Below are 24,966 nucleotides of genomic sequence, written 5' to 3'. Positions count from 1 at the left end.
AATTACCTTCTCATATAGGTTTCATCAAAATTTAAAATTGAATTGGCAACGACTGCCATTGCTGCAGCCTGGGCTTTGTCAAGAGTTTTATCTCTGGGAAGCTCTCCTACTGCCAATAAAGAATCTGCTTGCATTGGGAATTCTTGAAAATGATGAAAAGCACTTTCATAATGCTCTTTCAAAACCCCGAGCAGCTTTTCATTTGGTGTCACGCCTGTTGCCAATCGAAAACTCAGAATCAATTGCTCATCCAAGGATTCTTTTTCCTTTATTACCCGCTCAGACATTACTCTAGATGCTTCCACAAACTGAGGAGCATTCAATAAATTCAATGCCTGTAGTGGCGTGTTCGTATTCACTCTTTTGGTGATACAGATTTCTCGATTAGAGGCATCAAAAGTGATCATATATGGTGCAGGAGAAAATCTTCGGGTGAAGGTATAAAGGCTTCTTCGGTGAAGATTGGATCCAGTATCCTGCTTGTATTTATGTAGTGTGTATGAAAAATCTCCCAACTCCTCCCAAAGACCTTCAGGCTGATAAGGCTTCACACTTGGCCCTCCCACTTTTTTATTTAGCACACCACTGGAGGCTAGGGCATTATCCCGAATAAACTCAGCTGGAAGTCTGTAGCTGCTTGATCTGGAATAATATTTATTCTCCGGATCGGCCTCATACTTTTCTTGGTCAGCATAGGAAGATTGTTGGTAAGTAGCTGACATGACCATGAGTTTCAGCATCTTTCGCAGATCCCATCCACTTTCCATAAACTCTGAAGCCAGCCAATCCAATAATTCCGGATGGGTAGGTAAATCCCCTTGGATTCCAAAATCACCCGACGTTTTGACGATGCCAGAACCAAATATCATTTGCCAATAGCGATTGATGATCACACGGGAAGTGAGTGGGTTTTCTGCATTGACTAACCATTTTGCCAATCCCAAACGGTTTTTAGGATATTCTTCTGGATAGGTCAAAACATTTTCAGGTGTGCTGGGCTCAACGGTTTCACCATAATCATTATAGATCCCTCTTTTTAGCAAGAAGGTCTGCCTCGGTTCTGGCATATCTTCCATCACCATGACTTCCTGTACACCTCCTAAAACTGAAACTCGTTGTTTTCTCAATTCCCGCAATTCATTTCTAATTGCAATAGCTGATTTTTCTTTTGCGAGATAAAATTCCTTATCAGGAGTAGCCGCGACTTTTTTGATATCAGATCCTCCCAGAATCGCCGTTTCCAATCCTGTGAGTAATCGATCATATAGCTTTACCTCATCCATCAACCCTTTAAAAATACCCGGATCAAAGGAATATAAACGGTAGCTTTTGCCCAATCTTAGAGGAAGCGTATCAAGTTTGGCTGTATACTCATGAATCGGCAGAATACTTCTGGTGAGTTTATCCGCCAAGGTGATCGTTTGAAGTTTTTCTCCATTTAGGTACAAGGAAACTCCTTTGGCTTTTCCTGTTCCATCATATGTGAAAGCCACCTGAGACCATTGGTCGGTAGCGACTTCATTAGTGCTAGCCACTTCGATGTAGTCATCGGGAAGCCTATGAATCAGACGAATTGCTAGGTGGTTTGCCGAGTCCAAAAACATCTCCCAGCCTCTGTAAAATCCAAGGAAATTGGTACTATTTCCAATGATGTTTTTGATATGTTTTTCCTCTTCATCTGCTGGATTAATCCAAACACTTGCCGAAAAGGAATCAAATTGATCAAAAAAGCCTACTTTATTAAGACTTACATAATCGTAATCACTGTCGAAAGCAACCGCCTTTCCTGCCTTGCCAGGAACTAATTCTACTCCGAGTGTTGCTTCTGATTTTTTATTTTGATCAAGAATCAAGACTTCCTCATACTCCTTCTTTTTCGCAGCAACTTTCTTTAAAGAGTCGATTTTAGCCTTTTCCTTAGGCGTTTTCTTTTTGTATTCTTCAGCTTGTTCCTCTGCGAATGGATTGAATTTTTTCTTTTCTCTTTTAATCTTTTCAAAAGCTTCAAAAGAGAAAGAACCTATTTCATTTTCGATCTTATCACTATCCTTTAATTCTGCGACATAATCCCGAATCTCTTTTGCCTGAAGGTTATTTAGCTCCTTTTCCTTTGTAAGAATCAATTGATCCAAAGAATCCAAAGATCTTTTCTGGCTGGCTTTATAAAGCAGCAATGTTGGAGCTCTATTCAAATCGGTAGGCCCCAAACCAAATTCATCGATGCTATTGAAAAATGCAGAAAGTTGAAAGAAATTCTTTTGACTGATCGGATCAAATTTATGGTCATGGCATCTAGCACAGCCTATGGTTAATCCAAGAAATGCAGTGCCAGTAGTTGCGGTTCTTTCAGCCACATACTCAACTCTATATTCTTCTTGAATCGATCCGGCAGAAGCTTCCATGGGATTCAGCCGGTAAAAGGCAGTTGCGAGTTTATCCTCAACCGTACCATTAGGCAATAAATCTCCAGCCACCTGCTTGCTTATAAACTCACTGTAAGGAATATTCTTTTTGAAAGCCTGGATTACCCAATCCCTGTAAGGCCACATCTCGCGATATCCATCGAATGAAACTCCATGAGAATCTGCATACCTGGCCACATCCAGCCATTCCATTGTCAATCTTTCAGCGTGTTCCTGTGTAGCGAGTAATTTGTCCACTACTTTTTCGAAAGCATCTGCTGATTCATCATTTAAAAAATCGTCTATCTCTTGAATGGTTGGTGGCAATCCAGTCAAATCCATAGTCACTCTCCTGAGCAATCTTTCTTTGTCAGCAATTGGATTAGGTTGAAGATCTTGCCTGATTAATTCGGCCTGAATGAAATTATCGATTGGATTATTTCTCTGCCAATTCTCCTCAACTTCTGGTATCTCAGGGCTCTCAACTTTAATAAACGACCAATGCTGTTTCCACTCAGCTCCTTGTTCCACCCATTTAGCAATCGTCGCGATTTCTTTTGGAGTAAGATATAAATTTGACTCAGGTGGTGGCATGATGGTCTCAGGATTCTGACTAATCATGCGATGGTAGACCTCGCTATTACTTAGATTTCCTTTAGAAAATGCTCTGTTCCCAGAAGCCAGTTTCATGAAAGCTTCTTCTTCAACATCCAACCTTAAGCCAGCTTTCCTAGAAGCTTCATCAGGTCCATGACAGGCATAGCATCTATCTGCCAAAATCGGTTTGACATGAAAATTATAATCGATTTGTTCAGGCAACTCAATGTATGCCTCCTGCACCTCCTTAGGCAAATCGGGTTGGCATCCTGAAGTCCATAGAAGAACTATCAGCATCAAACTACAGCTTAGAAAGCCGGCATTGGTTATTAAAAATCTACTTGGGTTCATAAAAAAATATTTATATTAAATATATAAATTTAAAGATAAACCATTGAAAAATAGTGAAATAAATTTCTTGAAAAAATACAATTAAGAAACTAGTAGAAGACTCCTGAAAAGAAAAATCCCTGCTAGTTTTAGCAGGGATTGTATTCTAATTCCTATTTAATATCACTGCTGACTCGCTGCATAATCTTCAACAGCCTTCCAAACACGGAAAACATTTTTGTAGCAGATCTTCTCAATATCCTCCTGAGAATAGCCTCTTTTCAGAAGTTCTGCAATAAGATTTGGATACATAGAAACATCCTTCAATCCTGTAGGTAAGGAATCTCCAACGCCATCAAAATCAGACCCAAATCCTACATAATCCACCCCAACTAAATTGACCACATAATCAATATGATCGGCCACCTTTTGAACTGTTGGAAAAGGATTATTAGCGGCTGTATATTCAGAAATATAGGCTTGGGCTGCTGAATCGCTTCTGCTCAAATTATTCTCTGCAAGCCAATTCACTAGATGCTCTCTCACTTTTGCACTACCTGCGGCATATGCCGAGTCAATGAAAGATCCTCCAAAGTTGATCATCATAACTCCTCCATTTTTAGCCATTGCTTGGATCAATTCTTCACTCATATTTCGCTCAAATCCGGGTGTAAAATGTCTTACGGAAGAGTGAGAAGCAATTACGGGAACTGGTGTGATCGCTAAAGCATCTTTGAAAGTATCATCAGAAACGTGTGATAAATCAACCATGATTCCAACACGATTCATTTCTTTTACAACTTGCTTCCCGTATTCGCTCAGCCCATTATATAATCGTACTGTATCATAACTACTATCTCCGATTAAGTTTGCTTTTCCATGAGTCAGGGTAATGTATCGAATTCCTCTTCCGTGAAAATATTCAACGTTTGCGATATCATCTTCCAGTCCAGCTCCATTTTCCATTCCCATAGGTAATGAAATCTTTCCAGCTGCAAAGTTGGCTTCAATATCCGCTGGGCTGTAAGCCATGGCAAATTTATCAGGAAAAGTCTCAGCCAATCTTTCTGTCATCAAGATTAAAGAATCAGCCAAAGCCTTGGATGCCCCAGGGGTTTGCTGGTTACCAGCAGGAATGTAAATAGACATAAATGGAGCATCTAGGCCTCCTTCTTTTGATCTGGGAAAATCAAAATTTCCCCCATCTGTTCTTACTGAAACATCCAGAATTTCACGCTGGAGGGTAAATCCCCCAACTTTCATCCTATAAGGAAGGTCCACGTGTCCGTCGACCATAATTGTGTTTTGAGCCATTTCGGTAGCTGCTTTAAGCCGCTCCTCATCACTCATGGTTGTGTAATCAAGGGTAGTTTCTTTTGGCTGACAAGCCCAAGCCATCAAGCCGATTAATAGGTAGGAATAGTTTTTTTTCATAGGTGTTGGTGGTTTATAAGAAAGAAAGATACTGGCTTTTAATCACTAGGAGAAAAAAAATACATAAAAGGATAATTCCACCCAATAAAAACTGCTTTAAAAGGATTCTTGAACCCATTTTCAAAAGATTCCATACTTTATCATTAACTTTTAATACAAATCCCACCTACCTATGAAAAAAATTAGCTTTTTATTTTTACTCGCCTGTTTTGCTTGGGCCTGTAAACCAAACAGCGGTTCATCCCCTGTCAGCATCCGATTGAGCCCTGAACTTGAAGCTGGACTGACTGATGGCAGGCTCTTAATGATATTTTCTAAGGATAAAGAAAAAGAACCTCGATTTTCCATCTCAGATGATGCTTCCACAGCCCAGGTTTTCGGGATGGATATTGAAAATTTCAAACCAGGAGATGTCATTCAATTAGATACATCAAGTTTTGGATATCCCATCAATAACTTAAGTGAGTTGGCAGAAGGAAATTATATGATGCAAGTGTTCATCATTAAATATGAGACTTTCAATCGCGCCGATGGACATACGGTGAAATTAGCCATGGACAAAGGGGAAGGCAGAAAGTGGGCGAATACCCCCGGGAATATTTACTCCGAGCCCATAGCTTTTAACTGGACTAAAGGAGCTACTATTCAACTCTATATAGATCAGGAAATCCCGCCTATAGAAGAACCAGAAGACAGCAAATACATCAAACATATCAAAATGAAATCAGAGCTCTTGTCGAAATTCTGGGGAAGGGATATGTATGTTGGTGCACATGTTTTGTTACCGGAAGGCTTTGATGAGAATCCGAATCAGTATTATCCATTGATGGTTTTCCACGGGCATTTTCCGGATGACTTTGGAGGTTTCCGAACTATTCCGCCAGACCCTGATTTGCCTGAGGATGATTATTCTGCAAGATTTGGAATCTATGGATATCAAAAAATCCAACAGCAGGAAGCCTATGATTTTTATCAAAAATGGATTTCTCCGGATTTTAAGCGGTTTATCATTATTGAGATTCAGCACGCGAATCCCTTTTACGATGAAAGCTATGCAGTGAATTCTGAAAACATCGGTCCTTTTGGAGATGCCTTGACTTATGAACTGATACCCTATATCGAAAAGCAATTCCGAGGAATTGGTGAAGGCTGGTCTAGATTCCTTTATGGAGGGTCTACAGGAGGGTGGGAAGCATTGGCTGCCCAGGTATTTTACCCTGATGAATACAATGGATGTTTTGCTGCTTGCCCAGATCCCATTGATTTCAGAGCATTCACGACAATCAATCTTTACGAGGATCAAAATGCTTATTATCAAGAAGGAGAATTCAGAAAAACTCTTAGACCAGGACATCGGGATTATTTAGGACATGTATCTGCCATGGTGAGGGATATGAACCATCGAGAACTTGCGATCGGGGGAAAAGAAACCCGCTCAGGAGAACAATTTGATATTTGGCAGGCAGTCTATTCTCCCGTTGGAGAGGATGGCTATCCTAAACCCATCTGGGACAAAAAGACTGGAGAAATTGATCCTACAGTTGCTGAATTTTGGAGGGAGAATTACGATCTTCGCTACATAATGGAGCGGGATTGGAAAACTCTAGGTCCAAAACTGGAAGGAAAAGTGAACATATATTGCGGAGACATGGATAACTATTACCTCAATAATGCAGTATACTTAACTGAGGCATTTTTGAACCAAACTGAAAATCCTTATTATAATGGGGAAGTAGCCTATGGAGACCGGGCAGAACACTGCTGGAACGGAGATCCGACCTTACCGAATTACATTACTAGATTAAGGTACAACACCATGTACCTTGATAAAATCGAAGACCGCTTTAAGGAAACTGCTCCAGCGGCATTTAATCAACAAAACTGGACACTAACCAAAAATTAATTAAGCAATGAAAACTCTTTTAAAAACAACCGCACTTGGCTTGACAGCAATGGTCATGTTTGCACAATGTGGCCCCGAGAAAACAGAAGAAACAACTGAAGAAATGGTCGTTGAGGATGCAAAAACCCCAACTTTGACCATGGTTTGGGAAACACCAGCTACCCTGACAACTTGTGAATCTGTTTTATATGATAAGTCTTCTGGAAATTTATACGTTTCCAATATTGAAGGAAGTCCAACTGAAAAAGACGGGAAAGGATCAATTTCTATTATTGACAAAAACGGTACAATCGTAAATCAAGAATGGGTAACAGGACTAAATGCTCCAAAAGGAATGGCTATTTCTGATGGCAAGTTGTATGTTACTGACATTGATGAGTTAGTTGAAATCGACTTAGCGACAGCTGAAATCACCAATAAATATCCTGTTGAAGGAGCTGAATTCCTGAATGATGCTGATGCCCATGATGGCAAAATCTATTTTACGGACATGAACAAGGGCTTAGTCCATGTTTTGGACGGAGGAGCAGTTTCTACTATTTCTGAAGGAAATACTTCAATCAATGGTGTGGCTGTAGCTTCCGATGGAACAATTTACGGCCTAGATGGATCAGGATTAAAAATGATCAATGCAGATGGCAGTTCTTCTATGATCAATTCCACAGTTACTGGCGGTGATGGCTTGATCATTTTGGGTGATGGAAATTATGTAGCCTCAAGATGGGCTGGAGAAATCTATTTTGTATCCGGAGATGGAGAGACTTTGATGCTTGACACGAAAGCTGAGGAGTCCAATACTGCAGATATAGGATTCATCCCAGAAGAGAATCTTGTATTAGTTCCTGCCTTTATGAAAAACAAAGTTGTTGCTTATAAGTTGGACTATTAATAAGATCAAAAAACATTTCAAAAGCCTCCTTTTGGGGGCTTTTTGCATATCAACTGGACGGAAACCTAAAATAGGTATCGAGTTTCCGTCAATTTAATATGATAATTTGTCCGTATCTTGTGACCGAATTACCCGTTAGATAAAGTAGGCTTTTTCTCAATTCAAGTTTGAACTGGGAAAGTTGACTTTAAGGACTTCACTATAAGAAGTAAAATCATGAAAAATTCAAACACCATAGATTACGAACTGGAGAAGAACATGGAGGTTATCAGCCAATTGGATGACCTTGTTGCTGATGCAGTTGATAATATTCTAGTAGACCCAGAAACTTGCTGGCAGCCAACAGATTTCTTACCTGATTTTGGCAATCCAGATATTCACGAAGAAATTAAGGCCCTTCAACAAAGAGCGGAAGGAATTCCAGATACCGTTCTCACTTCCTTGGTTGGAAATATGATTACCGAAGAAGCTTTGCCGTCTTATCAGACTTATTTTAACCTCCTAGAGGGAATCAATGAAGATAGAAGCTTGGTTTCTCCTTCAGGATGGGTAAGGTGGTCCAAAGCTTGGACAGCAGAAGAAAATCGTCATGGCGACTTACTAAATAAGTATTTATACATGACGGGAAGAGTGGATATGCGGGCTGTAGAAATTACTATTCATAGATTATTGACTAATGGTTTCGATCCTAAATCAGAAAGTGATCCTTACCAGGCAATGATTTACACTTCTTTTCAGGAAAGAGCCACAAAAATTTCGCACGTAAATACAGGTAAACTTGCTGATAAAGCGGGGGATCCAGTTCTATCAAGAATCTGTAAGACCATTGCAGGTGATGAGGCAAGACATGAAAAAGCATATAAGTCTTTCATGTCAAAAATCTTCGAAATAGATCCAAATGGAGCTATACTGGCTTTTGAAAAAATGATGAAAAAGCAAATCGTCATGCCAGCAGTATTGATGGGAGAAGGCGGTTCTAATCCATCCATTTACACCAGATTCTCAGAAATCACTCAAAAAGTGGGAATTTACACTGGTTGGGATTATGCAAGAATTATCGACCATTTGGTTGGTCTTTGGAAAATCGAAAGCTTGACAGGATTAAATGATGCAGCTTCTAAAGCTCAGGTTTACCTTTCCAAATTATCAGAAAGATATATGCGGGTAGCTGACAGGATGAAAGCCCCAGATGAAATACAACTTGCTTGGTTGAAATAAGCTTTCTTAAACCAAACAAGCCTATTGTGATTGCCTCTCCGGATTTCGGGGAGGCTTTTTCTTTTTACCAGAGAATATTTGAAAATCAACTCGATTTCAAGAACTTGTACTCAAACCACTCAATCATGAAAAAATCAATTTTTACGCTAACCTTCCTGTCTTTCTTTACTTTTGCCTTTTCTCAAAGTGAAATTCGGGTTAACCAAGAGCGGCTTTCTTCAAGTCTAAAGACCCTTTCAACTTACGGTAAAAATAAAGCAGGAGGCTCTGATAGAGTAGCATACAGTGTCCATGATGTGGAAGCCAGAAAATATGTGATCGAATTGATGGAGAAAGCTGGATTAGAGGTCTCTGTAGATTTTGCAGGAAATATTATGGGAAAAAGAGCAGGCTTAAATCCAGCATTAAAACCAATCGCTTTTGGATCTCATATAGATGAAGTGCCAAATGGAGGAGACTATGACGGACCTGTCGGATCGATGAGTGCCATTGAGGTCATCCAATCCTTGGAAGATAATCATTGGATTACCCAGCATCCTCTTGAAGTAATCATTTTTACAAATGAAGAAGGTGGAGTGGTAGGTAGCCGAGCATTGGCTGGGCAGCTGACGGAGGAGGCTTTACAGGTAAAAAGTAACAGTGGAGTGACCCATTATGAGGGAATCAAAGCTTTGGGAGGTAATCCGGATCGAATTCCAGAACTCAAAAGAAACCCAGGTGATTTAGCGGCATTTTTAGAACTCCATATTGAGCAAGGTGGAAATTTAGATAGAGAGGGAATTGATATAGGAGTGGTAGAAGGAATTGTTGCAATCGAATGGTATGAATTTACCTTCAAAGGGTTTGCAAATCATGCGGGGACTACTCCAATGAATATGAGGAAAGATCCAATGCTTCCTGCCGCAAGATTAATCTTGGCTGTAAATGAAATCGTGAATTCTTTTGAAGGAGCACAGGTAGCTACTGTCGGTAAAGTAGATGTATTCCCCGGAGCTGGAAACGTCATCCCAGGTGAGGTAAAAATAAATGTGGAAATCAGAGATTTATCATCGGAGAAAATTCAAATGGTCTACCAAGAGATTGCTAAGAGGGCCGAAATACTTGCCGAAGAAAGTGGAACCGAAGTTGACGTTAAGCATATCGAAGTAGCCAGCAAACCAGCTTTGGCTACTCCAGAAATTCAAAAAGCAATTGAAGCTTCTGCAAAATCACTTGGTTTGAGTAGCATTTATTTACCTAGTGGAGCAGGCCATGATTCCCAAGAGATTGCGAGATTTGCACCGATTGGGATGATATTTATTCCCAGCAAGGATGGAATCAGTCATTCCCCTCAAGAATATTCCTCTCCAGAAGACATCGCAAATGGAGCCAATGTATTGTTGCAAACCATTTTGAGTTTAGATAAGCAACTTCAATAAAATGAGAAATAGTAAACTTTTTAGACCTAAATTCTATTTAATGTATATACATCAAAAATTCAGAAAATGACTGCAATCAAAAGAATTCATAAAGGAGAATATAGACCAATCGCTGATTTAATAACATATAGCCCGATGCCTACGCATCGACTTCAGCAGATTGATCCTTTTATCTTTCTCAACCATCATGGATTTCAGACTTACCCTTCTCCAAATAGAGGTTTGCCATTTGGACCGCATCCTCACCGAGGAATGGAGACTGTTACTTTTATTTTAGAAGGTGATATCATGCACCTGGATTCATCCGGACATGAATCTGTGATCGGTCCGGGAGGTGTCCAATATATGACTGCTGGAAGAGGATTGATTCACTCCGAGGTAAGCAGTTCGGAGTTTAAGAAAAAAGGTGGGGACCTAGAGATCCTTCAACTTTGGCTGAATCTACCTGCAAAGCTCAAGATGACAGATCCTAAATATGTTGGTTTACAAGAAAGTGAAATCCCTTCTTTTAATTTGGATCAGGAAAAGGTAAAAGTGCAACAGCTTTTTGGAGAATGGAATGGAATAAAAGGAGCATTTGAAGGTTCCTTTCCTTTGACGATGAGCACGATTTACTTGGAAGAAGGTGGAAGTTTTGAAAAGACAATTCCAGCACACGAAAACATCTTTTTCTATATCGTCAGAGGGGAATTGGATGTGAATGGGGAACAGGTCCCCTATAGGAATTTGGTTGAATTTGAAAAGGGTCAAGTTGATCTGAAAGTAACTGCGAAAAAGGATTCCGTATTGATTTTGGGCCATGCAGCTCCGTTTAATGAGCCAATGGTAGCACAAGGTCCTTTTGTTATGAATTCAGAAGCTGAAATTCACCAGGCTTATGAGGATTACCAGAATGGGAAATTCGGGACTTGGTCTCACTAACTATCAATAATATCTTGGGAGATTAGGCGATAGATTTCTGCAATCGACTCATTGTAATTCAGAAAGCTGTGATGATCTTCCAAGGCTTTACAAAATCTCCAATAGTTTGCTAAAGCATAACAACCTAACTCCTCTAGAGAGAGAATTCTGGTTGTATAAATAAAATCTCTTTACAATTACAAAGGATAGAATCTAAAAACTATTAAAGTATAATAGAAAACAGGTATTAATATAAATATTGAACTAGTTACTTTCTGTTTCTAAAGAATAGGTATAAACAGTTTTCCCCAAAAATAAAAAATTATCCTCTGGATAAAACTCCTTTATTTCAATGAGTCTATCTTGTTCATCATAATCAAAAATAAACATTTCTCTTAATTCATTGGAAGGTTTTTCTGGTACTTTTTTGGAGATAAGCTTTCCTTCTTTGTCGTAAAAATAAACCCAATATCTTAAGGGAGTTTCACCTCCATTTAGGCTTCTTAAGGTTTGAGTGTCTATCTTCCCCTCTAAATCATAGGTAAACTCATAAACATCTGCAAGTTGAAGACTTGCCCCGAGTATTATTGATTCAACCTGATTTAAAGAATTATAATTATATAATTCAAAATTACTATTATCTCTTTTTACTTGAATTAATTTCTGAGACTCATCGTACAAATAATCAAAATGTTGGGTCATATCCACATTTTCTGCAAGAAAGTATTTCGTTTGCTTAACTAACTTGTCCATACTATACTCAAAGGTCGTAATACCAACGGTATCTAACCCTGAAATGTCCGTATATATGTTCAAAATCTCATAACCAAATGAGTCATAGAATTTATGATTATCATATAGATGATTATTAAATTGATAATGTGACTCTTTAATTGGTTTATCAATTGGAGGAGCAGCAGTTCTATTTAAAAAAGATGTCAGTTCGACTTCAGAATTACTGATTTGATCATTCTCCGAAACAACAGAGGTACAGGCTAAATTTAACCCAACCAAGACAAGTCCTAGAAAAAAGTATTTTTTCATAAATCAAAAATTTACTAGAAATATAATAACAAATAACAGAAAATGAATTTTAGTTAAAAAAAGGACTTCCGAAATATCGAATTAAATAAATGCAGATAAATTGAAGTATGTTTTACAAAGGTAATTCGGAACCTGAGCTCACTAACTATCAATAATATCTTGGGAGATCAGGCGATAGATTTCTGCAATCGCTTCATTGTAATTCAGAAAGCTATGATGATCTTCCAAGGTTGGATAATCCTCACGAATCGCAGGACCAGTTTGCGCATTTTTGGCTCCGATCTGGAGTGCTTTTGAAATCTGCTCTATAATCAATGGCTTAAGCATGTCAAAGTCCAGGCCTTGTCTTCGCATGATTTCCTCACTGATCCGGATCATATGATTGCTAAAATTACTGGCAAAAACAGCTGCCACATGGATCGCCTTCCTGTCTCTGGATTTGATTACATAATTCATTGAAGAAAGGCTTTTGGCCAGTTTACGGAGTTTTTGAAGGGTTTCTTCATCCTCAGATTCCAAGAGAAACGCCACATCTTCAAAGTCAATTTTCCTCCCAACTGTAAATGACTGCAAGGGATAAAAAATACCTGTATAACTTGCTGAGCTATAACCCAAGACATCCAAAGACATGGTTCCTGAGGTGTGAGCCAAAATACTTCCTTCGGGTAGAATGACTTCATCAGCAACTTCTGGTATCGCTAAATCTTTGACTGCCAAAATAAAAATTTCCGCTTCAGACTCAGAAAAATCAAGATCGTCTTTTGGTTCAGCCGCATAAAGTCTTTCCGTTATTTTCTGAGCTTCAGATAAGTCTCTAGCATAGACTTCAGTGACTTCATGACCAGCATTTTCCAAAGCAGGAGCCAAATGCCAGGCTACATTTCCAGCTCCCAAAACAGCAATTTTAAACTTCATGATCGAATTAAGGCAAAAATCAGGAAGAAAGAAAGACCCGATTAATTGGAGCCTAAATTCTTCTGATTGATTAAAAATCTCCCGGAAACAGGCTCTCCAGAGGCATTTATCCCATTCACAATTACCCAAAAAGGTTCTGAATTTTCTGGCAATTTAAATTTTAAAGTAGTTGAAGTTTGATTCGGGGAAATCTTGACTTCAGGATTCCAATAAAGTGTTGTACTAGGAAAATCGTAAAGGGGATTAGGAACGGATTGGAGTTCTTCTAAACCTTTTAACTGAAACTCCTGATAGGGTTTTTCATTTGATGCTACGTATTGCCCAACCTTGGTAATGATATTAATAGCTCCGAATCTACCCGCCTCACCAAGAAGAGGAATCATTGACTTAATTACCTCGACTCTTTCTATGGTAAAAATGTTAATAGATTGCAATGCTCTATACTGATCATCCCTTGGATTGTTGCCAATTGTTGGTCCTAAAATACTAGTAATTGGTGTTCCGTTTAAAAGGATAACTGGAGGACCAGTTGGGTGTCCCCTAGGATTAATCAGCATTGGAGGAATACCTGCTGCTCTCAGCCCCGTCCTATTTGCCAATGAATAAATAAACTGCTGGGTGTCTCCTGTTAAAAATACATTCTCCATTTCCAATGTTATTGGAGCTCTGCCAAAGGGCATGGATCTACTATCGACCTTTCTTGTACTTGTCACTTCCACTTCCTCAAGTAATATCTCTCCTTCCCTTAAAGCCAAATATGATCTTTGTAAAGAATCTATTCTTTCCAATGGCCTCTTCTCCACTGTGAGGTCAGGAAAATCCAATGAAGAAAAATCAATCCTATTTGGAGATGAAAAATATTCCAATTCAAATTCCTCAAGCTGTTTTCCTAGGTTGTTTTTTGCTTTAATCAATACACTAAAGTCGCCTATTTTTTGCATCCCATTTAAATAGAATAATCCATCCTTGTCGGCAATCAATTCCCTTTTATCCAAAAAATTGTCCACCAATACTTCTACTTTGCTTTTTTCAATAAGGGTATTTTTATCTTTGATTTTGCCGACTAGGGTAAAGCCTAGTTCTTTTTCTAATTGAAAATTTTGGAAGTCTTTGATTTTAATTTTAGGATTTACGGAAGCATAGCTTACAAATTCATCCTTTTGGGGTTGAATGAAGAGATTGGAATTTTCACTGATAATTGATACAGATAAGTTGGCACCTGATATAGCTCCGATTTTATTCTTAGCGAGAATGTTAAGGGTGACTGAATCCTGATCATTATATACTTCTTTATCAGCAAAAACCGTGATCCCCTCCGATAGGATACCTAAAGAACCCGCTTTGGCTTCTGGGTAATTGGTGTAAACCTGGATAGGTTTATAAAATTCAAATTCCTCTCCGTAATTTGCTCCCCAAAGAGTGTATGATTTCACTATAAAATCCCGGGTATTAAATTCAGGAGTAAGAGAAATCTTTCCTTGGGACATTCCATTTTCAATTGGAAAAACCCGGTGAATCATACTATAACCGCTGGAATCCAAGATCTCCACATGTAGAACTTTGCTGGATTCACTTACCATTAATGGATTTCCATAGACCATGTAGGCTTTGAAATATAGCTCCTCGCCCATTAAATAAATATCCTTGTCAGTATGGAGAAAAACCCGCTCCATCAATGATTCAGGTGTCTTTTCTAATCCAGCTAAAGCTGAAACCTGATCAAAATCAAAATCAATCGGTAATTGAGGGATGGGGGAACCCAAGTTTTCAAATCCCCTAGCCAAAAGGTTTTCCGGATGTACAGGTGTTCCATTGGCACGGATTAGTAGTTCGTTGTTTTTAAAGGCCAAGGATTTATTACCATTCTCCAGCTTTAAAGGAAAAGGCAATCGTAATAAAAATTGTCCTTTTTGATCTGACGGGGAAATTTCAATGGGACTATCTTCCGATCCAAGCAACTTCCGAAGCTCATAGATTGGGGAGCTCTCATAAGAATGCAGTCGATGATCAGTAATAATTTTCTTTTCTTCCTCACTGCCTGGCTTCATTTCTAAATAACTTAAAAGGAAACTATCTGGAATCAGGGTACTCTCCATTTTCACAGGCTCTTTGAAATACATGGACATCAAATAGGAGGTTTTCAGATTCTGCACCAACAATGCCTCCTTTGAATCTACCCAGTAAAAATTTGAATTCAGGTCTTTTCTAAAGCTCAATACGTCAGCATTGACCACTTTAAATTCCCCCTCATTCCCTAATTCTTTATAAAACCATTTAAGAAAATCTTCTTCAAGTTTCTTTTGTTGCTTTTCAGATAATTCGCTTTTCTCCAATTCTGGTTTTTCATCAAGCAATATCTCCAGATCAGAGCCCGAATAATTCTGATCTACGGAAATGTTTTTTGATTCAAGTAAAAATCCTTCTTTAGTAGCAACCAGCTCCCAAGCCCCTAGAGGTAAACCTTTTAAGCTAAACTCCCCAAGGCTATCCGTAAATGTCTGAAAGGTGGTACCTTGAACAAATATATGGGTTTGGGCTAGTGGTTCTTTTGACTGGTTGTGTAAAATTTTACCTTGGATAATGCTAGTCTGAGCAAATAAATTTTGTCCCACTCCGACAAAACACAATAGAAAAAAATATCTCATTTTCAACCAGTTGGATTTTAAATTTTCACGATTAATCTAATTAAATAGTTTAATTAATTTCCATATTTCAAATAAAAAAAGCCACTCAGTTTTCATTTGAGTGGCTTTCGTTTCTTATTATTTAAGCTTTAAACATGCAATGCTCTATTGTCTGTAGCAGCTAAACATGCTTCTTTAAATGCTTCCGTATAGGTTGGATGGGCATGAGACATTCTTGCGATATCTTCAGCGGAGGCTCTGTATTCCATTGCCACTACAGCTTCTGCGATCATATCAGCTGTTCTAGGCCCAATCATGTGTACACCTAGGATTTCGTCTGTCTCAGCATCTGCTAAAACCTTAACCAAACCATCTGTATCCATAGAAGCCCTTGCTCTGCCAGAAGCCATAAATGGGAATTTACCAGCTTTGTACTTGATGCCTTTTTCTTTCAATTGCTCCTCAGTATATCCTACTGCTGCAACCTCTGGCCAAGTATACACAACACCTGGAATCAGGTTATAATTGATATGTGGCTTCTGTCCAGCCAAAGTCTCAGCAACGAAAACACCTTCTTCTTCCGCTTTATGGGCTAACATTGCGCCTTTCACCACATCACCTATTGCATAGATGTTTGATACATTCGTCTGCAAGTGATCATTGACTTCAATTTGTCCTCTGTCAGTAAGTTTCACTCCTGCGGCTTCAGCATTCAAACCATCTGTATAAGGTCTTCTGCCAATAGAAACTAAGACATAATCGCCCTTCACTTCTACTGTTTCACCTTTCGTATTTTCAGCTTTCACTGTAACTTCTTTACCTTTCTTCTCCACAGAAGTCACTTTGTGTTTCAAGAAAAACTCAAAGCCTAATTTCTTCAATGACTTTTGAAGCTCTTTGCCCATGGTGCGGTCCATGGTAGGAATCAAGGAATCCATGAATTCAATCACAGAAACTTTGGCACCCAATCGGGCATAGACAGAGCCTAATTCTAGGCCGATCACTCCACCTCCGATAACTACCAAATGCTTTGGAATCTCTTTCAAGTTTAAAGCTTCTGTTGATGTAATCACACGATCCTTATCCAATTTGATAAATGGAAGGGAAGAAGGCTTAGAGCCGGTAGCTATGATTACATTTTTGGTTTCGATTTCAGAAGCGGATCCATCTTCTTTAGTCACTTTTACGGTGGTAGCATTTACAAAAGAACCCACACCCTGAAGAACATCAATTTTGTTCTTTTTCATCAGGTATTGAATCCCATCTGTATTTTGTTTTACAACGTCGTTTTTACGAGTGATCATCTGCTTCAAATTCACTTTTAGATTACTCAAGTTGATACCATGAGTCTCAAAAGTGTGAGCAGCATTATGATAATGCTCAGAAGAATCCAAAAGTGCTTTGGAAGGAATACATCCTACATTCAAACAAGTACCACCAAGAGTGGGGTATTTTTCAACTAATGCGGTTTTCATGCCTAGCTGGGCGCAACGAATCGCTGCTACATACCCTCCAGGACCAGAACCGATAACTGTTACATCATAATTCATTTTCGAATATTTTTCTATGAAAAGTTCAAATTGTATTCCTTGCAATAAAACAAAGAAACAGTATTTGGTATTTAGTATTTAGAGTGCCTTAATTAGATTAATAAGCATTTTTTTTATTATTTCTGTTCTGCTTTTGAAACCTTGATATTCAATTTCCTCTAGATACGCTAACCTCAAAGCTAACAAAAGCTCATTTTCAACTTCATTTAAAGAACCTAATGAATAATATAGAAAATTTCTGAATTCAGGATTTCCGCCTCTCCCAGCCCCTTCTGCAATATTATTTGATATTGAGTATACTGCTCGGTTTGTTTGGGTCACTAAGGAGAACTTCTCAAAATCAGGATATTTACGCGTCCTTAAACTGACTTCAACAGCAAGATCTACAGACTTTTTATAAACCTCTAAATCCTCATATCTATGACGCCCCATTTCCAAATACTAAATTCTAGATACCATATACCATTTTATACCCCAAACAACAATCTTGTCGGATCTTCAAGCAGTTCTTTTACTCTCACCAAGAAGCTCACGGACTCACGGCCGTCGATGATTCTATGGTCATAAGAAAGAGCCACATACATCATAGGAAGGATTTTCACTTCGCCATTTACAGCCATTGGTCTTTGCACGATATTGTGCATCCCCAAAATAGCAGACTGAGGAGCGTTGATGATAGGTGTGGACATCATTGAACCAAAGACACCACCATTGGTAATTGTAAACGTACCACCAGTCATTTCCTCAATAGAAAGTTTATTGTCTCTCGCTTTTCCTGCCAATCTCACTACTTCCTTTTCGATCTGATCAAAGCTCATGTTTTCAGCATTTCTGATTACAGGAACGACTAGACCTTTTGGCGCAGAAACAGCAATTGAAATGTCACAATAGTCATTAAATACCATTTCGTTTCCATCGATTTTTGCGTTTACCGCAGGCCATTCCTGAAGAGCTACACAAACAGCTTTGGTAAAGAAAGACATAAAGCCAAGTCCAACTCCATGCTTCTCTTTAAACTGCTCTTTGAACTTGGATCTCAAATCCATGATCGGCTTCATATTCACCTCATTAAATGTGGTCAACATCGCCGTTTCATTTTTCACGGAAACCAATCTCTTAGCTACTGTTTTACGAAGAGAAGACATTTTTTCTCTTCTTTCATTTCTTGAACCAAAGGATGGTGCTGGCGCTTCTGCAGCTGGTTTTGCTTCAGATTTTGCTGGAGCGGGGCTAGCAGCAGGTTTTTGCGCACTTTGTGCATCTTCTTTTGTTATTCTACCGTCTTTTCCTGTGCCTTTTACAGACTCCGGAGAAACTCCTTTTTCTGCCAAAATTTTGGACGCTGCTGGAGAAGCATGGCCTGTAGCATAATTAGTATTTCCTGAAGCTGCAGATGATGCAGGTGCGGATGATGAATCTGAAGAAGCTGCTGCAGGCTCACCTTCAGTCACTTCAATTTTACAGATCAATCCTCCAATTTCAAGGACATCTCCTTCTTTAGCAACATGTCGAAGAATACCAGAAGCCTCTGCTGGCAATTCAAAAGTAGCTTTATCGGAATCCACTTCTGCGATGATTTCATCCAAAGCAACGTAATCGCCATCTGCTTTCAACCAGTTGGCAAGCGTAACCTCTGTGATGGACTCTCCTACAGTTGGGACAATCATTTCTTTCACTTCACCTGTGGCAGATGAACCTGAGCTAGCTTTTGCAGCAGGCTTTTCTGCAGGTGCAGAAGCAGGTTCAGAACCTGAAGTTGAAGCTGAACCTTCCTCTTCAATGCTGCAAATCACTGCTCCAATTTCTAGGGTGTCACCAGCCTGGGCTTTAATTTTTAATATTCCTGTAGCCTCAGCAGGCAGCTCAAAAGTGGCTTTATCAGATTCCAGCTCACAAAGGACTTCGTCCATTTGTACCAGGTCTCCATCATTTTTAAACCATTGCCCTACGGTAACTTCTGTTATTGATTCACCTACTGCAGGCACTATAATTTCTTTGCTCATGAGTTTTTCTTTTTAACCCTTACTGCAGGCAGTGAGAGTTGGAACAAATTGATATGATTATTTTGGATTATTTAATTTTTAGGGCTTTTGCTACAATGGTTTTCTGTTCTTCGACATGAACCTTATTATAACCTGTTGCTGGAGAAGCAGATGATTTTCTAGCGATCAAGTCCATTGGTAACTCTTTGTACAAGAGTCTCAACATGTAATTCCAATATCCCATGTTTTCTGGTTCTTCTTGTACCCAGACAATCTCAGCACCTTTATAAGATGCAAGAACCTCTAAAATCTGCTTCTTAGGAAGTGGGTGAAGCTGCTCAATTCTTATTATTGCGACATCCTTCACTTTCTCTTTCTCCCTAACCTCTTCCAAATCATAGTAGATTTTTCCTGAGCAAAGCACTACTCTTTTTACTTCTTTAGCAGCAACAGTCGTATCTCCTATCACTTCTTTGAAAGACCCAGAGGTAAATTCTGAAAGAGGAGAAACTACTTTAGGATGTCTCAAAAGAGACTTAGGAGACATCACCACGCATGGTTTTCTAAACTCCCATGCCAATTGTCTTCTCAGCATGTGGAAGAAGTTAGACGGCTCTGTGATATTGGCAATCACCATATTATATTCAGCAGCAAGCTGTAAAAATCTTTCAGGCCTTGCATTAGAGTGCTCAGGTCCCTGTCCTTCATATCCATGAGGAAGCAACATTACCAAACCATTCATTCGCTGCCACTTAGATTCACCAGAAGAAATAAACTGGTCAATCATTGTTTGGGCACCATTGGCAAAGTCACCAAACTGTGCTTCCCAAATTGTTAAAGAATTCGGGTTTGCCATTCCATAACCGTATTCAAAACCTAAAACCGCATATTCCGAAAGCAAAGAATTGTAGATCTGGAAAAGACCTTTTCTTTCTTTCATTTCCAATAGAGAGTTATAAGGCTGATTGCTATTGGCATCATGCAAAACAGCATGTCTATGAGAGAATGTACCTCTTTGAACATCCTGACCAGTTAAACGAACAGATTTTCCTTCAGTCAATAGAGATCCATAAGCCAGTAATTCAGCTGCCGCCCAGTTCAGTTCCTTAGACTGGAAGAACATATCCTTCCTCTGCTTCATCTGAGCCTCAATCTGCTTGATTGGCTTAAATCCCTTTGGAATAGTAGTCAAAGCATCGGCAACAACCTTAATGGTTGCCTCATCAATACCTGTTTCTGGAGAGCTATCAAAATCTTCAGGCTTGGAACGACGAAGACTGCCCCATTCCTCTTCAAATTTGGTAGCTTGGTATGGCAAAGGTTTTTCTTTCACCATATTAAGACGATCCTGAAGCAATTGGCGGAATTCCTCATCCATCTGCTTCGCTATTTTGGCATCGATATCTCCTCTTTCGGTCAATCTCTTAATATAGATTTCTCTAGGATTTGGATGCTTTGAGATCAAATTGTAAAGTTCAGGCTGCGTGAATTTTGGTTCATCAGATTCATTGTGACCATGACGTCTATAGCATACCATGTCCACAAAAATGTCTCTGCTGAATTTTTGTCTAAATTCTGCTGCAAGTTTTGCCGCAAAAACAACAGCTTCAGCATTATCTCCATTCACGTGAATAACTGGAGCATCAATAATTTTTGCTACATCTGTACAGTAAATTGAAGATCGGGCGTCATCAAAATCAGTTGTAAAACCTACTTGATTGTTGATCACAAAGTGGATTGTCCCTCCTGTATTATATCCTTTTAAGTCAGCCATTTGAGTCACTTCATATACAATACCCTGTCCAGCGACAGCAGCATCTCCGTGAATCAAAATAGGCAAAGCTTTGGTCTTATCTCCTTTATGCTCAGAATCGATTTTTGCTCTAATAAACCCTTCTACTACTGGATTTACCGCCTCAAGGTGAGATGGGTTAGGAGCAAGTTTCAAATGAACTTTCTTTTCATCAGGGGTAATGATATCACTGGAGTAACCCATATGATACTTCACATCCCCATCCCCCATTGTTAAGTCTGGCTTAGCTGTACCTTCAAATTCAGAAAAAATCTGTTCGTAGGTTTTACCCATGATATTAGCCAAAACGTTCAGACGGCCTCTGTGAGCCATACCAATCATCACCTCTTTTACTCCAAGAGTTGCAGAAGTATTGATAACAGCATCTAAAAATGCAATAGAACTCTCACCGCCTTCAAGGGAGAATCTTTTTTGACCTAGGTATTTTGTATGAAGGAAGTTTTCAAAAACAACCGCTTGATTGAGTTTGAAAAGAATCCTTTTCTTTTCATCTACAGAAGGATTGAAAGCCAAAGCTTCTTTTTCGACTTTGGTTTTAAACCAATCCAACATTTCAGGATCTCGAATGTAGAGGTATTCAAAGCCCATTGGACCTTCATAGATGGTCTTTAGTGCATCTATGATCGTGGATAATTTTGCTTTTCCAATTCCGATTTCATTTCCAGCTTGGAACTCGGTGCTCATATCCTCCGGCCCAAGACCGAAATATTCAGGATCGATTAAAGCTTTTCTATCTCTTCTCTCACGAACAGGATTAGTCTTAGATCTAAGATGTGCTCTTGATCTATGCGCATGAATCAAAGCCCGAACTTTAATTTCTTTTGGCAATTGTTCCATATCCATGATGGTTCCGGGAGTTGCCAAGGCACCATTTTTAGGAGCAGGTTTTCCATTTGCAGAAGGAGCAGTTTCTGTTCCTTCTACATCATAGTTAGTAAGTGCAAAATCGAAACCATCGAAAAACTCTTTCCAGCTGGAATCAATTGAAGTAGGGTCGCTTTTATAAGAAGCATAGAGCTCATCTATATAAGAAACATGAGCGTTAGCAATAAATGAAAATTTATCCATAATGGGTTATTGAGATCTCGACAAAACTAAAGGGTATATTCGACATTAAAAAATTGCTTATTTGCTTTTCCAAATATTTAATTCATCTCAAAACAATAATTGGAAGAAGTCTGAAGAAGAAACTAGAAGAATACGTAAGTGTTTGTAACCTCAGTACAAATACACTTTATGACGATCTTAAATTGACAATACAAAAAATGTAAAAACAAAAAAAAGCAGCGTCAATTGTGACGCTGCTTTAATATTTTTATTAAGATGAATTATCTCAAATCTGGCAATGGCTTACCATCTTGAGCCATCAATGTAACTTCTCCAGTTTCTCCATCAGAATTCAACCAAACAAATACTAATTTTTCAGGAGAACTGCTTACAACAGTCATTGAATAACTTGCTCCATATTTATCTGCACCAGTCATTGTCAATCTTCCACATGCATCGTTGATTCTAACGTTTCCAGATCCCCAAGAATCACCGTAGCAATCCCAGAATCCAAAAGTTCCATCAGTTACACGGTATGCACCAGGAGCACTTGCTACTGGAGTGAAAGTAGTGGTACCGGAAATGGTACCAGGACAATCCCCATAAATTGAATCCATATTAGTAGCTGTAAAGTTATATGTACCTCCCAAATCAGAAGGACAAACAACATTTACAAAGTACTGGAATGGAGATGCATAGAATGGCGCACCAGCTACGTTACCTGAAACATTTTCTCTATTGAAAGATCTACCGAATTTATCATTCAGGATTAAGCTGAATTCAAATACGTCACCACCTTCAATATCGGAAGGAGATAGACCAACAGCAGCAAGTGCTTCTGTTGCAGTGATTTCAAAAGAAGTTCTCAAGAATCTAGATTGATCATTTGGTGCAAAGTCAGCTTGCGTCAAAGTTCTAACTAAAACTGGAGCAGATGGAGTAAACTCCAACCCAACACCAGGAATCAATCTCCTGTGTTGCACCTTAATTTCTACAGTTTCAACTGTAGCTCCATCCTCAATATCCACGGCCTCGAGGGTAAGGGCGAATTTCGAACCACTTAAATTAAAGTAGTTGAAAGTGGTACTGGTTCTAGCAATGGTTCTCAAGTATGCCGCAGTATCGAATTCACTGTAAGGAATATTCGGTTCTACGAAGTCTCTACAAGAGCTTAGGAACACTAAGGCACCAGCCAGTAAACCAAAAGTATATTTTAACATTTTCATATTATCTCAAATTTTTTGGTTAGTAAACCCAAGCGTTACCTGCAGGATTGTTATCCCAGAACACTTGCGCATCAAGTCCTGATTTTTGACTAGCATTTGTATTAGTAACCATGTACACGTTTGGATACAAGAATGAACGTGGGAACATACCAGCATTCTGTTCTAATCCAGGTTGCATCTTTTCAGGCTGACCAGTTCTTCTATATAGGTTGTATGATTCAACACCATTACCAAATAAAGACAACCAATATTCTCTACCAATGATATACATCTTGTTTGGAGCATTATCGTATTCAGCGCCTACAAAAGCAATGTATGCTGCGATATCTTCTTCAAGAGTAGTATCCTGCTTATCAAAGAAAGAATTGATAGCGCCTGCTTCTCTAGAAGCCAAGGCATACCCTGTAACATAATCCATGTGTTTCTGGATTCCAGAAAGCATGTATGTTTTTGCAGCAGCAGTATTTCCATCAATTTCCAAAGCAGATTCTGCTAGCATAAAGTCAACATAAGCTGCCAACATAATTGGATAAAGACCTTCTCCTTGAGCTCCCAATGAAGGGTTGTTTGTTGGACTAGCAGAATTATCATCAAATCTACCACCTACAGGATAAATACCCCACATAGTTCTTTTCAAACCATCAGGTGGAACTCCGTCTGGATCTAAGTGATCTCTACCCCAATATCCTCTTTGACCAGGAAGACAGTAGATAAATCCACCTGCTAGGTAATGAGGAGGAGCAATTTGACCGATACACTCGATTTCATCTACGTTTGTGGAATTCACCAAAACCTGACGATACCAGTAGAATCTAGCTCTTGGATCATCAAATCCTTTAGCTTCAGTCATATGCCACATGTAGTATGTAGAATGGTAAGTACCTCCACCAGAAGTATAAGATCCAGCAAAATTTGGATGTCTAGAATCTGGGTTTGCAGTAGACGTACCAAATCTGAAGACGAAATCATCTCCTGCTTTCAGCATGTTATTTTCAGAAACTAAGGCTGAAATACCAGCTTTTGCACCTGCTTCATCAGTCAATCTCAAGTTTAGAAAATATCTTAGCTTTAAAGTATTGACTAATTTAACCCACTTCGTATAGTTTCTTCCATAATAATAATCATTAGGAGTACCTGAGCTTCCAGAAGCAGTGAAATGAGCTTTTGCTTCATCAAGAGCAGCAGCTGCTGCCTGATAAATGGATAGGCCTGGATCTAATGTAGGGTTAAAATTAGACGCATCCAATGCTTCAGAATAAGGCACATCGCCAAATACATCCACTAAATGGAATAGTACCATCGCTTTAATTGTTTTAGCGATACCAAGGTGTCTTTGCAAGTTACCTTCTTCAGCCAACGGCTCGAGGAAAGCAATATCTGCAAGAATATTTGCATAAGAATTTGACCACCAACCATTAGTAGAAGCAGGTGTATAAGCACTTTCATACTGTGCACTACCTTGGTTGACAATTCTAGTCAAAGACATTCCAGTGTTAGAAATTCCTTGGTAGAAACCGCTATAATCAAGTTGTATCCTATTTAAAAGGAAATCTGGAGAAGCTGTTGATGCAGTTACTGCATTTGGGTTATCAAGCAAATCTAAGTCGCAAGATGAAGCAAATAACATGGTTGCTGCACACAACAAACTATAAATATATTTTTTCATTTTGTTTC

General features: G+C 39.0%; 16 protein-coding genes. 5 read left to right on the top strand and 11 right to left on the bottom strand.

All coding sequences use genetic code 11. The annotated features are described in order from the left end of the window. Positions 1-2: 2 nt before the first annotated feature. Positions 3-3,350 (bottom strand): DUF1553 domain-containing protein, encoded by a 3,348-nt coding sequence (locus tag J0A69_RS06145; RefSeq protein ID WP_206585637.1) that lies wholly within the window; start codon positions 3,348-3,350, stop codon positions 3-5. 162 nt (positions 3,351-3,512) lie between these two features. Further along, positions 3,513-4,763 carry a dipeptidase gene (locus J0A69_RS06140; protein ID WP_236032668.1) on the bottom strand — a complete coding sequence of 417 codons (1,251 nt, stop codon included), beginning with the start codon at positions 4,761-4,763 and terminating at the stop codon, positions 3,513-3,515. 172 nt (positions 4,764-4,935) lie between these two features. Between J0A69_RS06140 and J0A69_RS06135 the strand changes: the two genes are divergently transcribed. The 5 genes from J0A69_RS06135 to J0A69_RS06115 all read left to right on the top strand — a co-directional run bounded on the left by J0A69_RS06135 (position 4,936) and on the right by J0A69_RS06115 (position 11,112). Continuing rightward, positions 4,936-6,666 (top strand): alpha/beta hydrolase-fold protein, encoded by a 1,731-nt coding sequence (locus tag J0A69_RS06135; protein ID WP_206585636.1) that lies wholly within the window; start codon positions 4,936-4,938, stop codon positions 6,664-6,666. A 7-nt stretch (positions 6,667-6,673) separates the two neighbouring features. Continuing rightward, entirely contained in the window at positions 6,674-7,555 is an 882-nt protein-coding gene (locus tag J0A69_RS06130; protein ID WP_206585635.1) for an SMP-30/gluconolactonase/LRE family protein, read from the top strand. Positions 7,556-7,771: 216 nt separating this feature from the next. Continuing rightward, on the top strand, positions 7,772-8,773 hold the full coding sequence (locus tag J0A69_RS06125; RefSeq protein WP_206585634.1) for an acyl-ACP desaturase: 1,002 nt from the start codon (positions 7,772-7,774) through the stop codon (positions 8,771-8,773). 125 nt (positions 8,774-8,898) lie between these two features. After that, a complete protein-coding gene (locus tag J0A69_RS06120) occupies positions 8,899-10,191 on the top strand; it encodes a Zn-dependent hydrolase (RefSeq protein WP_206585633.1) in 1,293 nt (430 codons plus the stop codon). A 66-nt stretch (positions 10,192-10,257) separates the two neighbouring features. Beyond that, positions 10,258-11,112: a pirin family protein gene (locus J0A69_RS06115; RefSeq protein ID WP_206585632.1), complete on the top strand. Its 855-nt coding sequence runs from the start codon at positions 10,258-10,260 to the stop codon at positions 11,110-11,112. Between the two features lie 243 nt (positions 11,113-11,355). Here J0A69_RS06115 and J0A69_RS06110 read toward each other — a convergent pair whose 3' ends face one another. From J0A69_RS06110 to J0A69_RS06070, 9 genes are all read right to left on the bottom strand, one after another. Then, complete coding sequence (locus J0A69_RS06110; RefSeq protein ID WP_206585631.1) at positions 11,356-12,135, bottom strand: hypothetical protein; 780 nt, start codon at positions 12,133-12,135, stop codon at positions 11,356-11,358. 141 nt (positions 12,136-12,276) lie between these two features. After that, positions 12,277-13,050, bottom strand: coding sequence for a Rossmann-like and DUF2520 domain-containing protein (locus J0A69_RS06105; protein WP_206585630.1), 774 nt, complete (start codon positions 13,048-13,050; stop codon positions 12,277-12,279). 41 nt (positions 13,051-13,091) lie between these two features. After that, entirely contained in the window at positions 13,092-15,695 is a 2,604-nt protein-coding gene (locus J0A69_RS06100; RefSeq protein ID WP_206585629.1) for a carboxypeptidase-like regulatory domain-containing protein, read from the bottom strand. Positions 15,696-15,823: 128 nt separating this feature from the next. Further along, entirely contained in the window at positions 15,824-17,224 is a 1,401-nt protein-coding gene (gene lpdA / locus J0A69_RS06095) for a dihydrolipoyl dehydrogenase (RefSeq protein ID WP_206585628.1), read from the bottom strand. A gap of 78 nt (positions 17,225-17,302) precedes the next feature. Beyond that, positions 17,303-17,656: a four helix bundle protein gene (locus tag J0A69_RS06090; protein ID WP_206585627.1), complete on the bottom strand. Its 354-nt coding sequence runs from the start codon at positions 17,654-17,656 to the stop codon at positions 17,303-17,305. A gap of 35 nt (positions 17,657-17,691) precedes the next feature. After that, positions 17,692-19,227, bottom strand: a complete 1,536-nt coding sequence (odhB, locus tag J0A69_RS06085; RefSeq protein ID WP_206585626.1) for a 2-oxoglutarate dehydrogenase complex dihydrolipoyllysine-residue succinyltransferase — start codon at positions 19,225-19,227, stop codon at positions 17,692-17,694. A 67-nt stretch (positions 19,228-19,294) separates the two neighbouring features. Continuing rightward, a complete protein-coding gene (locus J0A69_RS06080) occupies positions 19,295-22,087 on the bottom strand; it encodes a 2-oxoglutarate dehydrogenase E1 component (protein WP_206585625.1) in 2,793 nt (930 codons plus the stop codon). Between the two features lie 260 nt (positions 22,088-22,347). After that, positions 22,348-23,292: a hypothetical protein gene (locus tag J0A69_RS06075; protein ID WP_206585624.1), complete on the bottom strand. Its 945-nt coding sequence runs from the start codon at positions 23,290-23,292 to the stop codon at positions 22,348-22,350. A 19-nt stretch (positions 23,293-23,311) separates the two neighbouring features. Further along, positions 23,312-24,958, bottom strand: coding sequence for a SusD/RagB family nutrient-binding outer membrane lipoprotein (locus tag J0A69_RS06070; protein WP_206585623.1), 1,647 nt, complete (start codon positions 24,956-24,958; stop codon positions 23,312-23,314). Positions 24,959-24,966: the final 8 nt, after the last annotated feature.

This window comes from Algoriphagus pacificus (assembly GCF_017254845.1).
GTDB lineage: Bacteria > Bacteroidota > Bacteroidia > Cytophagales > Cyclobacteriaceae > Algoriphagus > Algoriphagus pacificus.
This window is presented reverse-complemented; position numbering and strand designations above follow the sequence as displayed.